General features: G+C 60.9%; 11 protein-coding genes. 8 read left to right on the top strand and 3 right to left on the bottom strand.

Annotated features, from left to right (window positions below; all coding sequences use genetic code 11):
• Positions 1-13 precede the first annotated feature (13 nt).
• Complete coding sequence (locus ACTAQJ_RS03110; RefSeq protein ID WP_431115308.1) at positions 14-2,407, bottom strand: ATP-binding cassette domain-containing protein; 2,394 nt, start codon at positions 2,405-2,407, stop codon at positions 14-16.
• A 266-nt stretch (positions 2,408-2,673) separates the two neighbouring features.
• On the opposite strand from ACTAQJ_RS03110, the gene ACTAQJ_RS03115 reads away from it, so the two are divergent.
• From ACTAQJ_RS03115 to ACTAQJ_RS03125, 3 genes are read left to right on the top strand one after another with little or no spacing between them, the layout of a single operon-like run.
• Positions 2,674-3,810, top strand: a complete 1,137-nt coding sequence (locus tag ACTAQJ_RS03115) for a type III polyketide synthase (protein ID WP_498700617.1) — start codon at positions 2,674-2,676, stop codon at positions 3,808-3,810.
• Complete coding sequence (locus ACTAQJ_RS03120) at positions 3,807-4,526, top strand: class I SAM-dependent methyltransferase (protein WP_431115305.1); 720 nt, start codon at positions 3,807-3,809, stop codon at positions 4,524-4,526. Before ACTAQJ_RS03115 ends, ACTAQJ_RS03120 begins: the two co-directional genes overlap by 4 nt.
• Positions 4,527-4,535: 9 nt before the next feature.
• Positions 4,536-5,666 (top strand): FAD-dependent oxidoreductase, encoded by a 1,131-nt coding sequence (locus ACTAQJ_RS03125; protein ID WP_498700620.1) that lies wholly within the window; start codon positions 4,536-4,538, stop codon positions 5,664-5,666.
• A 15-nt stretch (positions 5,667-5,681) separates the two neighbouring features.
• On the opposite strand, the gene ACTAQJ_RS03130 is transcribed toward ACTAQJ_RS03125, so the two are convergent.
• Positions 5,682-6,101 (bottom strand): nuclear transport factor 2 family protein, encoded by a 420-nt coding sequence (locus tag ACTAQJ_RS03130; RefSeq protein ID WP_498700622.1) that lies wholly within the window; start codon positions 6,099-6,101, stop codon positions 5,682-5,684.
• 99 nt (positions 6,102-6,200) lie between these two features.
• On the opposite strand from ACTAQJ_RS03130, the gene ACTAQJ_RS03135 reads away from it, so the two are divergent.
• Positions 6,201-6,878, top strand: coding sequence for a peptide deformylase (locus ACTAQJ_RS03135; protein ID WP_431115302.1), 678 nt, complete (start codon positions 6,201-6,203; stop codon positions 6,876-6,878).
• Between the two features lie 17 nt (positions 6,879-6,895).
• Here ACTAQJ_RS03135 and ACTAQJ_RS03140 read toward each other — a convergent pair whose 3' ends face one another.
• Complete coding sequence (locus tag ACTAQJ_RS03140; protein ID WP_498700626.1) at positions 6,896-8,911, bottom strand: alpha/beta hydrolase family protein; 2,016 nt, start codon at positions 8,909-8,911, stop codon at positions 6,896-6,898.
• A gap of 69 nt (positions 8,912-8,980) precedes the next feature.
• On the opposite strand from ACTAQJ_RS03140, the gene ACTAQJ_RS03145 reads away from it, so the two are divergent.
• The 4 genes from ACTAQJ_RS03145 (at position 8,981) to ACTAQJ_RS03160 (ending at position 12,076) form a co-directional block, all read left to right on the top strand.
• Positions 8,981-9,835: a methyltransferase domain-containing protein gene (locus ACTAQJ_RS03145; protein ID WP_498700631.1), complete on the top strand. Its 855-nt coding sequence runs from the start codon at positions 8,981-8,983 to the stop codon at positions 9,833-9,835.
• 83 nt (positions 9,836-9,918) lie between these two features.
• A complete protein-coding gene (locus ACTAQJ_RS03150; protein WP_216925837.1) occupies positions 9,919-10,380 on the top strand; it encodes an NfeD family protein in 462 nt (153 codons plus the stop codon).
• A 96-nt stretch (positions 10,381-10,476) separates the two neighbouring features.
• Positions 10,477-11,472, top strand: a complete 996-nt coding sequence (locus tag ACTAQJ_RS03155) for an SPFH domain-containing protein (RefSeq protein WP_477515682.1) — start codon at positions 10,477-10,479, stop codon at positions 11,470-11,472.
• Positions 11,473-11,728: 256 nt separating this feature from the next.
• Positions 11,729-12,076, top strand: a complete 348-nt coding sequence (locus tag ACTAQJ_RS03160; protein ID WP_021470504.1) for an RNA polymerase-binding protein RbpA — start codon at positions 11,729-11,731, stop codon at positions 12,074-12,076.
• The last annotated feature ends 66 nt before the right edge of the window (positions 12,077-12,142 follow it).

Consider the following 12,142-nt stretch of genomic DNA (forward strand, 5'->3'; position numbering starts at 1 on the left):
GGCCAGCCAAGTATCAGGCGCCGACGTAAACCGCCAAATGCTTGCCGGTCAGCGTCGAGCGGTCGGCCACAAGGTCAGCTGGCGTGCCAGAGTAAACGATCTTGCCGCCGTCGTGTCCGGCGCCAGGTCCGAGGTCGATAATCCAGTCGGCATGTGCCATGACCGCTTGGTGATGCTCGATCACGATGACTGACTTGCCTGACTCGACCAAACGATCCAGCATGCCGAGCAGGTTCTGGACGTCGGCGAGATGGAGGCCTGTGGTCGGCTCGTCCAGGATGTAGATGTCGCCCTTCTCCGACATTTGCGTGGCAAGCTTGAGCCGCTGGCGTTCCCCGCCGGACAGTGTTGTGAGCGGCTGTCCCAGCGTCAAGTAACCGAGTCCGACGTCGGCCAGGCGGTCCAGGATCTTGTGGGCGGCCGGTGTGCGGGCTTCCCCTTCGCTGAAGAAGGTCTCAGCCTCGTTGACAGACATTGCAAGCACTTCTGCAATATTGCGCCCGCCAAGCTTGTACTCCAATACCGACGCCAGGAAGCGCTTTCCTTCGCATTCCTCACACGTTGATTCCACCGTCGCCATGACGCCCAGATCCGTGTAAATGACGCCCGCGCCATTGCAGGTGGGGCACGCGCCCTCGGAGTTGGAGCTGAAGAGTGCCGGTTTCACATTGTTGGCCTTGGCGAATGCCTTGCGTATGGGCTCAAGGAGCCCAGTGTAAGTTGCAGGATTGCTTCGGCGGGAACCCCTGATGGCACCTTGGTCGATCACCAGGACGCCGTCGCGTTTGGCCACCGACCCGTGAATCAGCGAGCTCTTGCCCGATCCGGCCACGCCTGTGAGCACACACAGCACGCCCAGAGGAATATCAACGTCCACGTTTTGAAGATTGTTGGTGGAAGCTCCACGGACCTCAAGAGTGCCGGAAGCTGTCCGTACCCGCTCTTTTATGGATGCGCGGTCGTCGAGGTGGCGCCCAGTGATGGTGTCACTCCCCCGCAGCCCGTCCAGATCGCCTTCGAAGCAGACCGTGCCGCCGCCTGTGCCCGCGCCAGGTCCGAGATCCACCACGTGGTCAGCGATCGCAATCGTTTCAGGCTTGTGCTCGACCACCAGCACCGTGTTGCCTTTGTCCCGCAACTGCAGCAGCAACTGGTTCATACGCTCGATGTCATGCGGGTGCAGGCCGATAGTTGGCTCGTCGAAGACGTAAGTGACGTCAGTCAGGGATGAGCCCAGATGCCGGATCATCTTGGTTCGCTGCGCCTCTCCCCCGGACAAGGTACCGGCAGGCCGATCCAGCGACAGGTATCCGAGACCTATCTCGGCGAAGGAGTCCAAGAGGTGCTGCAGTCCCTTGAGAAGCGGAGCCACTGAGGGCTCATCGATTTCCCGGATCCATAGAGCAAGGTCACTGATCTGCATCGTGCACACATCCGCAATGCTCTTCCCTCTGATCTTGGAAGAACGTGCCTCCGGGCTCAACCTGGTGCCCTCACACTCTGGACAGGTGGTAAAGGTGATGGCCCGCTCCACGAAGGCCCGGATGTGTGGTTGAAGTGCGTCAACGTCCTTGGAGAGCATCGATTTCTGGATTTTTGGTATGACGCCTTCATAGGTGAGGTTGATGCCTTCGACCTTGATTTTGGTCGGTTCCCGGTACAGGAGGTCGTGGAGCTCCTTCTTCGTGAACTTGGCAATTGGCTTGTCCATGTTGAAGAAGCCTGACCCGCTGAAGATCCGGCCATACCAGCCATCCATCGTGTACCCGGGAATGCTGAGCGCGCCCTCGTTCAAGGACTTGCTGGCGTCGTACAGCGCGGTGAGATCGAAATCGTTGACTGAGCCCATTCCCTCGCATCGTGAGCACATGCCGCCCAGGCGATTGAAGCTGGCCTTCTCCGTTTTGGTTTTGCCCTCGCCGCGATCCACCGTGATGGCCCCGCTGGCCTTTACGGTAGGCACGTTGAACGAGTACGCGTTCGGCGATCCGATGTGGGGCTGCCCGAGCCGGCTGAAGAGAATACGGAGCATGGCATTGGCATCTGTAGCGGTACCCACGGTTGAGCGCGGATTTGAGCCCATCCTCTCCTGGTCCACGATGATGGCCGTTGTCAGGCCTTCCAGCATGTCCACGTCCGGCCGCGACAATGAAGGCATGAAGCCCTGAACAAAAGCGCTGTACGTCTCATTGATCATTCGCTGGGACTCCGCCGCGATGGTGCTAAAGACCAACGAGCTCTTGCCCGAGCCGGAGACACCCGTGAACACCGTGAGGCGACGTTTGGGGATCTCGATGCTGATGTCTTTGAGGTTGTTCTCGCGCGCACCCTGCACCCGTATGAGGTCGTGGGTGTCTGCTACGTGCGACGCAGAAGACTGCGTGTCGGGGCTCGTGGCAATGCTCATGATCTCTCCATCTGTTAGGCGGCATCTACAGGCCACCACCTGTTGGTCGGCATCTGTTGGTCGGTGCTGCCCAACAGTCCCCCGTCGGCGCCGCCTGGCCAGGACTGACCAACGTGAGGCCAGTACGTAAAATTCTCGTTCGTCGTCACGAATGCGGCAACGGTCACTGTCCACACTAACCGCACGTTCTGCAGGCCTTGGGGAGGACGCGAAGGCCGAGCCGTTCCAACCATTGTCATCAGCCGCCGACTCGCTAAGAATGAAGCATGCCGGTATACATGAGGTCCCTTGAAACCGCAGTTCCGCCAACCATCCTCGTGCAGTCGCAGGCACGCGACGTCTTCGCAGCCCAACCAGGCCTGACGCGGCTCGGATCGCGACTGGTCTCCACTTGCTTCGACTCAGCTGCAATAGATACCCGCTATACGGCGGTGGAAGAGTTGAGCCTCGACGCGCATCCGGAAAATCCGCGATTCTTTGACCCTTCGACCAATCACGTGCTTAGCCCCAGCACCAAGGTCCGGAACGAGATTTTTGCCACGGAGGCCACCAAACTCTTTATCGAGTCCGGCAAGGCTGCAGTAGCACGCGTGCCGGACATCGACCTCGATGACATTACCCATGTCATCACTGTGTCCTGCACGGGATTCTTCAATCCTGGCCCCGATTACAAGGTCGTCCGGGCGCTGGGACTGAACCCCGCCGTGCAGCGCTACCACCTCGGTTTCATGGGCTGCTACGCCGCTTTTCCGGCCTTGAAGGCAGCCAAGCAGTTCTGCCTGGCGGATCCAGCCGCCGTCGTTTTGGTCATCTGTGTGGAGCTTTGTTCGCTGCACGTGCGCACCTCCAACGACCCTGACACGATCATGGGCTCGGCCATCTTCGGCGACGGTGCGGCCGCGGCCATCGTGACGTCCAAGCAACCCCAAGGACCCGAACCGGTGATCAGGCTGGACCACTTCGAAACGGTCCTCACCCCCGTTGGTGAAGAGGCGATGGCCTGGAATATTGGCGACGAGGGTTTTGAAATGGTCTTGGGTTCCTACGTGCCCCACATCATCGAGGAGCACATCACGGGGGCGTTGGAGCCGTTGCTCGCCAAAGAGCCGCAACTGGCAGAACTCCCCTATCGCGATATAACGCACTGGGCCATTCATCCCGGTGGGCGCAGCATTCTGGATAAGGTCGAATCCAAGCTCGAACTCACCACGGAGCAACTGGTCCCGGCAAGGGAAACACTCAGGGAATACGGCAACATGAGTAGCGCCACTGTGCTGTTTGTCTTGAAGTACATGCTTGGGCAACCCGCAAATCAACGCGAGGAGCGAATCTGCTCCATGGCGTTCGGTCCTGGCCTTACGGTAGAGACTGGCCTGTTTACGTTGGTCTCTCCGGCCCTGTGAGCCCGTGGGGATCCCTGAAGGACAGGGACGTGGACGCCATCGAGGACATGGACCGGCCTGATTGTGACCTCCAGCGGCTGGATCGCAGCTACGCCCGCTTCCCGGTGGTTAACCGCCTCCTTTCGGGATGGCACCGGACTTACCTTGACCGCTTCCGTCCACTTCTTACAGCCGGCGGCACGGCGTCGGTTCTGGACATCGGGTGCGGTGGTGGGGACGTCGCTCGAAGCCTGGCCAGATGGGCCGCAAAGGATGGATTTGCGTTGAAGGTAACTGCCATAGACCCTGACGAACGGGCATATAGTTTTGCGACCCGGGCGCCAGCGGTGGAAGGCGTCACCTACCGGCGGGCGCACAGTGCGGATCTTGTCGCGGAGGGCAGGAGGTTCGATATCGTCCTCTCCAATCACATCCTCCACCACCTCGATGCTGACCAACTCGCCGGGGTGTTGAACGACTCAGAAGTACTGTGCCGGAGGCTCGCGCTGCACAATGACCTCAAGCGGAGCAACATGGCATACCTTCTCTTCGCGGCAGGCTTCTGGCCTTTGGGCGTCGGCTCTTTCATCTGCGGTGACGGTTTGGTCTCCATCAAGCGCAGCTTCACCTCCGGGGAGCTCCAGGCTGCGGCTCCGGAAGGATGGAGGGTGGATCGAAACGGACCGTGGCACAACCTGCTCGTCCATGAGCATGCCGGCGATGGATCCTGGACGTGAGGGACGGACGTGCTTGACGTCATCATCGTGGGTGCCGGCCCGGTCGGTCTGTTCATGGGCGCCTTGTTGCTCAAACAAGGGCACCACGTCCGAATCCTTGAACGCCGTCCGACCAGGAGCCACCGTTCAAGGGCAATAGGGATTCACCCGCCGGCGCTCCTTGAGCTGGGCCGGGCCGGTCTTTCCGCGCCGCTGTTGGCATCCGGTGTGCGGATCCCGCAGGGCGTTGCGTACAGTAAAGGCAAGAAAATCGCCGAGCTGCCCTTTACAGGGGACCCGGAGTTCCCCTTCATCCTTGCGGTCCCGCAACCAGTGACGGAGCAGGCACTGGAGCAAGCGATCCTGGCGTTGGACTCTGAGGCGATCATCCGCGGCGCGGACGTGCGCAATTTTGCCGACGACGGCGGCACTGTCAGCGTCCGGGCGGTCTCACCTTCCGGAGAACACACCTTCACCAGCCGTCTTTTGGTGGCAGCTGACGGAGCCCACTCGCTGATACGACAACGTCTTCTCCCCGACCTTCCGGCCCGCAGCTATCCGGATAGTTATCTGATGGGAGATTTCCTTGATGGGACAGGCCACGGAGACAACGCGGTCCTGTATCTGGAACCCGAGGGGATCGTGGAGTCTTTCCCCTTGCCTGGGGATGTTCGCCGATGGGTGGTACGGCTTGGAGCCCCGGCGGATGGGGCGACGGCGGCTGACCTCGCTGTCATGGTCCAAGCCCGGACCGGCGCCGTGCTGGATCCGGAAAGCAACACCATGTTGAGCGCATTTGATGTCCAGTCCAGGCTTGCGGGCCGCATGATCCATGGCCGAACGGTGTTGTTGGGCGATGCCGCCCACGAGATCAGTCCCATTGGTGGCCAGGGAATGAACCTTGGATGGCTTGATGCGGCTGCCCTGGCGCCTCTTATTGATGCCTCCCTCAGGGGACAGGCTGTCGGTCGCCAGCTTCAGGTGTTCGAGAAGGACCGACGCCGGGCAGCGGCCCGCGCATCCTTGCAGGCGGGATTGAACATGGCACTTGGAAGGCCCCTCCCTCCGGCAATCATGGCGGCCAGGAACTCGTTTTTTAGCTATGCGTTGGAGTTTCCTGCTGTCTCAGCGTTGGTGGAGCGGCGCTTCACCATGCGCTAGCTCGTGCGCGTTCCTTCAGGACGTTGCCTGTTCAGGGAGTGTGTAGTAGCAGTCGTAGGTGTCCTGGCTGATGATCAAACCGTCCCGCAGCTCAAAGACAGCGGTGCTCCGCGCACGTATGGTTTCGCCGGCGTCCCAGTGTGGGAGGTCCAGGAGCAACGTGGCTGACCAGTTCATCTCCAGGACTACCCGGTTGCCTTCGCAGGTGGTCCGGACCACCTCAAAGCTCTGGTTCGCCACGATGTTCTTACTGTGATCCGCGCCAGTGAGAGTCTCCTGAAGGGACCTGGTGGAACCGGTCTTGGATAGTGCGTGCGGCCATTCCGTCAGTGTGAAGTCGTGGGCCAGGTACGGGCTGATCTCAGCGGCGCCGCCGCCGGACTCAACCGTCCTGATAAACCCGAGTACATGGTCCAGGGCGTTGCTTTCAGTCATCCGACGAGCCTAGCTGAACGCGGAGACCGAGGCCTGGTAAGGGCGCACCCGGGCGCAGGACACAGGCGCGAAGAGGAGCCTTCGCGTTAGGCTCAAGTCATGACGCAGCAACCTCACTCCGAGGCGCCCAGCCCGGCTACTGACTTTAATCCCCTCCAGATCAGGGACGCAGTCCTGCGGCTACTTGAAACAGAGGAACTTCCGCCGATCGTTCAAGCCGGGCACCCGGTCCTCCGGCAACAGGCCGCGCCATATGACGGCCAGCTTGATGGCGCTGAATTGGCGGCGTTCATCGAGCGGATGCGTGAGGTCATGCATGCGGCACCGGGGGTTGGACTGGCGGCTCCGCAGTTGGGCATTCCCTTGCAGTTGGCAGTCCTTGAAGACAAGTACGAGGTGGATCCGGAGTCGGCAACTGTCCGGCACAGGGAGCCGCTGGAGTTTATGGCTGTCCTCAACCCGAAATATCGGCCTCTGGGAAACGAGACAGCGTCCTTCTATGAGGGGTGCCTGTCTGTTAACGGCTACCAAGCGGTGGTCACGAGAACCCGCAATGTGGAATTGAGCTACCTCACGCCAGAGGGCCGCCCTGTGGAGGAATGGTTCTCAGGGTGGCAGGCACGCATAGTGCAACACGAAACGGACCACCTGCAGGGAATCCTTTACGTGGACAAAGCAGAAATGCGATCGCTTTCCAGCAACGCGGAACACTCATTACGGTGGACCAACCCGGACATTGAGGACGCGCGCCGGACCCTCGGCTTCCTGCACGGCTAGCTGGTCCGTGGCTTGCATCAGTCCGCCATATGGTTTGATGCAGTCGGCAGATACCTGGCCCACCACCCAAGGATGTGTTGGAACCGCTGCTTGCGGTGATGCGGTGTCCCGGAACGCGACAATTCATGGTCCTCGCCCGGGAAGACGAGTAACGACGTCTCAATTCCCCTCTCCTTGAGGAGCGCGTAGTACCGCTGCCCTTGTTCGAGAGGACACCGAAGGTCGTTTTCGCTGTGGATCACCAGGGTCGGTGTCACGACGGAGCCGCCTACGGCCAAGGGGCTCTGAGCCATAAGCTGAGCGGGTGCGGCTCCAGCGTACTCGCCGCCAAAAAACCAGCCGATATCGGACGTGCCCGCAAAGCTGACTGGGTCCAGGAATCCGCGTTCGACAATTGCCCCTTTGAAACGGTGGTCGTGTGCGATGGTCCACGCCGTAAGGTAACCGCCATAGGATCCACCCATGATGCCCACGCTGTCCGCGTCCAAGGTTGCGTGGGCGGATAAGGCAGCGTCCAGGAAAGTGAGCACGTCCTGCATGTCCACGGTTCCCATCCGCTCCTTGATGACCCGTCCATGGGATTGTCCATAGCCTGAGGAGCCCCGCGGATTGCACATCACTACTGCGTATCCTGCAGCTGAATAGACTTGCGCTTCGTCGAAGAAGGCTCCCCTGTATTGGGAGAACGGACCCCCGTGGATGGTCAGCAGGACAGGGTGCGGTCCGGGGCCGTCGGGTAGCACCAACCAACCGTTCACGGGGTATCCGTCGTCGGCGGTTGCCTGGAAATCCACAGGCTCACTGACCCGTGAGCTGTTCCGAAGTCCCGCCGAGAAGTCTGTCAGCAGACGCAGTTCACCACGCTCCAGGGAGGCGACGTCGCCAGCGGTGGCCGCATCCAGGAAGCTCACGGCAATTTCGCCATTGGCACCAACTGTGGCTCCAATAACCACGCGGGCGCCATGGACCAGTGGCGTAATGCTACCCGCCGCCGTGACATCGAGGAGCTCCACGCTGCCCAATGCTGTGTTCAAGACCAGGACGCTGTCCGGTCCGCTCGGTTCCAGCGGACCTGAGACGTCCAAATGCTCGACGTCGGTGAGGGCCACGGCATCTCCCCCGATGACAGGCATTGAGTAGAGAACGCTGTTGCGCGCGACAAAATCCCGTCCTGTATCGCCCAGGTCCTGCGCGGTGAAGAAGAGCGAGCGGCCATCAGTGGACGCCCGCACCGCCGTGACGGTCTGCAGTTTTGGGTTGTGGGGTTTGACGAGCTCGGGTTCGCCGCCTGTTGCGTCAATCCGGTACACGGACGTTACGAGGTCCTCATCATGCCCGTCGTGGAGAGCGGCTACGAAATAGAGGAATCTGCCGTCGGCCGAGAAGCATGGCGCCTCATGGTCCGATTCGCCGAACGTCATCTGCCTGGCATCGGGAACCCCGGTTACCTTGGCACCCGGCCGTTCGTGGGCGGCTCTGCCGCGGGGAATGACAACAGGCTCGCCTCCCAATTCCGGCACGTCAACCACAAACAGTTGCTGGCGCTGGTCCAGGACGTACCCCACACCGTTCATCCGGTACTGGTTCACGGCGATAAGCCGGGCGTCTTCACTGCCGGAAGCAACGCCGTCGACCGTTCCATAGCGGCCCGGTTCTGCAACACGGCTGGTGAAGACCACCCGATGGGAATCGGGCGCCCACGCAAACCCGTTGACCCCGCCGTGCTGATCCGTGACCTGCTGTGGTTCGCCCCCTGCCGACTCCACAACAAACAGTTGTGCTTTTCCCTCTGCGTCGCTCCGCAGGAAGGCCAAAACGAGGCCGTCAGGCGAGAAAGCCGGCGAAGTGTCCCTGAACCCGCGGGTGATACGTCGTGGGCGCTTGCTGGAGTCCAGCGGTACGTTCCACAATTGGCCGACGTAAGTATCGGCGTCGAAATCAGGCCTGACGACGGATACCACCGCTTTAGTGCCGTCCGGATGGATGGCTGGGGCGGAGACGGAGTTCAACAAAGGCAGCTGCTCGGGTTTCACCTTGGTGAGCCTAGCCCCGCCGCCCTGGCGCAGGCACCAGACACTCCGGCCCACCGTAGGATTGAATCCATGTTGTCCGATGCCGTTGCCGCCCTCCGTTGTCCCGTTTGCGAAGGGCGGTTTCAGCTTGTCGAGGACCCACAGCGGAGGCTTGTTTGCGGTTCCGGGCATGTATTCGATGCCGCCAAACAGGGTTACTTCAACCTGCTGACAGGTAAGGGCACAGTCTTCGAAGCTGATTCGGCGGAGATGGTGGGAGCCCGGCATCGATTCCTGGACCGCGGACACTACGCTGCTTTGGCCGAGCGCGTTGCGGGTCTGGCAGCCGCATCGCTGCAGCGGCCCGGGGCCGTGGTTCTCGACGCCGGAACGGGCACCGGGCACTACCTCCACCGTGTCCTGGAAAGGACTCCGGCTTCTGCGATAGGTCTGGACATCTCCAAATTCGCGCTCCGCCGCGCTGCACGGCTCAACGGGGATGCTGCCAACCTCGTCTGGGACATTTGGCGTCCGCTGCCCATTGCCGATGACGCGGTGGACGTGGTCCTGGTGGTGTTCGCTCCAAGGAATCCGGCAGAGTTCGCCCGGGTGCTGCGGCCTGGTGGAGAGCTGATTGTGGTGACACCGCAGCCAGGACACTTGGCTGAAATCGCTGCCCGCACCGGAATGCTCAGCATTGAGGAGGGCAAAGCCGAGCGCTTGGCTGAATCCCTGGGTGGCTATTTCCACGCTGATTCAACGTACAACCTGGACGTGCCGCTCACCCTCACGGGCTCCGAGCTGGCTGACATCGCCTATATGGGGCCGGCCGGTCACCACATCAAGCCCGAAGAACTCGCTCTGCTGGCCGATGCGGATGGAACCGTAGCGACCACGGCGAAGTTCCGAATCAGCCTCTTTACGGTGGGTGCTTCGGCTTCCTGACGAGGGACTCAGCGTCGGGCTAGGATGGAGGAACAGCGACTGTGACCCCGTCTGCGGCGGGGTCCGGGACCAAGGGGGAAATGATGTTTGAATGGCTCGGCGAGAATTGGTGGGCGCTCTGGCTCACGGTCTTCCTCGCGTTCGCGGTGGTGGAGATGCTAACCCTCGACCTCTTCTTCATCATGCTCGGTGGCGGCGCACTGGCAGGGCTCATTGCCGACTTCGCCGGGGCGGATTTCTGGCTCCAGATCGTCATCTTCAGCGTGGTCTCCCTCTTGATGATCGCCTTCGTCCGGCCGGTCGCCTTGAAACACCTGCATAAGGGACCGGCAGAACAACGGACGAATATCGACCGGCTCATCGGTCAGCCCGCACTTGTCATTGAAGCCGTCACGGGCACCAGCGGGCTGGTAAAGATCGGCGGCGATGTCTGGAGCGCCCGCAGCACCGCGGGAGTCCTCGACGCCGGAGCTACCGTTCAGGTCACCAGGATTGACGGCGCGACGGCGGTAGTAGCCTCGCCTGCCGAAAACAGCCCGCGCTGATTCGAACCGGAAAACCAGAATTCTGCGGATAACAGGCTGGCAGCCTGCCCGCAAAAGGCCAAAGCAAGCCACGCAATTGGGGAATCAAGGAGACGCATGGACGGTTTAGGAGGAACAGCGGCAGCAGTTGTGCTGATTGTTCTCGTCATTTTTGTCATCATCGTGTTGGTCCGCTCGGTAAGGATCATCCCGCAGGCACGTGCCGGCGTCGTTGAACGCCTCGGCAAGTACCAGCGCACGCTCAACCCGGGCCTTACCATCCTGATTCCGTTCGTCGACAGGCTCCTGCCGTTGCTCGACCTCCGTGAGCAGGTGGTGTCCTTCCCGCCGCAGCCAGTCATCACCGAGGACAACCTCGTGGTTTCGATCGACACCGTGGTCTACTTCCAGGTAACGGACCCCCGGGCGGCTACCTATGAAATCGCCAACTACATCCAGGCGGTAGAGCAGTTGACCACCACCACGCTTCGTAACGTTGTGGGTGGCCTGAACCTCGAAGAGGCACTGACCTCCCGTGACCAGATCAATGGCCAGCTGCGTGGAGTGTTGGATGAAGCCACAGGCCGCTGGGGCATCCGCGTCTCGCGTGTGGAACTGAAGGCTATTGATCCGCCCCACTCCATCCAGGACTCGATGGAAAAGCAGATGCGTGCAGAGCGCGACCGTCGAGCAGCCATCCTGACTGCTGAAGGAACCAAGCAGTCGCAAATTCTTACAGCAGAAGGCCAGCGCCAAGCGGCCATTCTCGCAGCTGAAGGTGATGCGAAGGCCGCCATCCTTCGGGCGGACGGTGAAGCCCAGGCCATCCAGAAAGTCTTTGACGCCATCCACAAGGGCAACCCGGACCAGAAGCTTTTGGCTTACCAGTACCTTCAGACGCTGCCCAAGCTCGCCGAGGGCAGTTCCAATAAGCTGTGGATCATCCCCAGTGAAGTTGGCGAGGCCTTGAAGGGCATTGGCAGTGCGCTCGGAGGCGCCAACGGTGACTCCGATGCTGCTGGCTTCTTTGGCGGCAGCAACAAAGCTGCCGCTTCGGAGCCGGCAGCTCCCGTGGAATCCACCACGGCAGCACAGTCAAGGCCCGCGGAATAACTCTGTTCTCAGGCAGTTGAGCGGTCAGCCAAACGGCTGGCCGCTCATCGCATTTTGTACTGCTTTTGGGTACTTACCATCCATCCGCGTATAATGGGATATTTGTCCGGCTGGTTCAGTGTGGATGGAACATTAAAGCTTGGCCAGGCGTTGCAATTAGTGATGCAAGGTGTGCAGAAGTAGTCCGTAGGGACCGTGAAAACGGCTTACGGCTAGCGCGGAGTTCAGACTCCGCGAACAGACAGAGGGAGTAATCATGAGCGATCGCAGCCTGCGGGGTATGCGTCTTGGCGCCCAAAGCATGGAAACCGAGTCCGGCGTTGAACCGGCACCGCGCCAGCGGGTTGAATACCGCTGCGAGGACGGCGAGCAGGTCTTCGTCACCTTCTCTGCTGAAGCCGAGATCCCCCCTGTTTGGGTTTCCAAGACTGGCAAGGAAGCCTTGCTCGTAGACGGCGAGCGTCCCGTGGATGCCAACGAGAAGGCCGTCCGTACCCACTGGGACATGCTTCTGGAACGCCGCAGCCTTCCGGAGCTGGAGCAGATCCTTGAGGATCGTTTGAACATCCTGCGTGAGCGCCGCGGAGAGCGTCGCTCAGCTTAGTCTTCAAACTCAAGCAAAAAGGCCGGAGCGGTTCCCTTTGGGAACCGCTCCGGCCTTTTCTTATGA

Source organism: Arthrobacter sp. alpha11c (genome assembly GCF_054149985.1).

Coding starts and splice junctions, on each gene's coding strand:
- ACTAQJ_RS03110 (WP_431115308.1), bottom strand. CDS start 2,407: ATGAGCATTGCCACGAGCCCCGACACGCAGTCTTCTGCGTCGCACGTA.
- ACTAQJ_RS03115 (WP_498700617.1), top strand. CDS start 2,674: ATGCCGGTATACATGAGGTCCCTTGAAACCGCAGTTCCGCCAACCATC.
- ACTAQJ_RS03130 (WP_498700622.1), bottom strand. CDS start 6,101: ATGACTGAAAGCAACGCCCTGGACCATGTACTCGGGTTTATCAGGACG.
- ACTAQJ_RS03135 (WP_431115302.1), top strand. CDS start 6,201: ATGACGCAGCAACCTCACTCCGAGGCGCCCAGCCCGGCTACTGACTTT.
- ACTAQJ_RS03145 (WP_498700631.1), top strand. CDS start 8,981: ATGTTGTCCGATGCCGTTGCCGCCCTCCGTTGTCCCGTTTGCGAAGGG.
- ACTAQJ_RS03150 (WP_216925837.1), top strand. CDS start 9,919: ATGTTTGAATGGCTCGGCGAGAATTGGTGGGCGCTCTGGCTCACGGTC.
- ACTAQJ_RS03155 (WP_477515682.1), top strand. CDS start 10,477: ATGGACGGTTTAGGAGGAACAGCGGCAGCAGTTGTGCTGATTGTTCTC.
- ACTAQJ_RS03160 (WP_021470504.1), top strand. CDS start 11,729: ATGAGCGATCGCAGCCTGCGGGGTATGCGTCTTGGCGCCCAAAGCATG.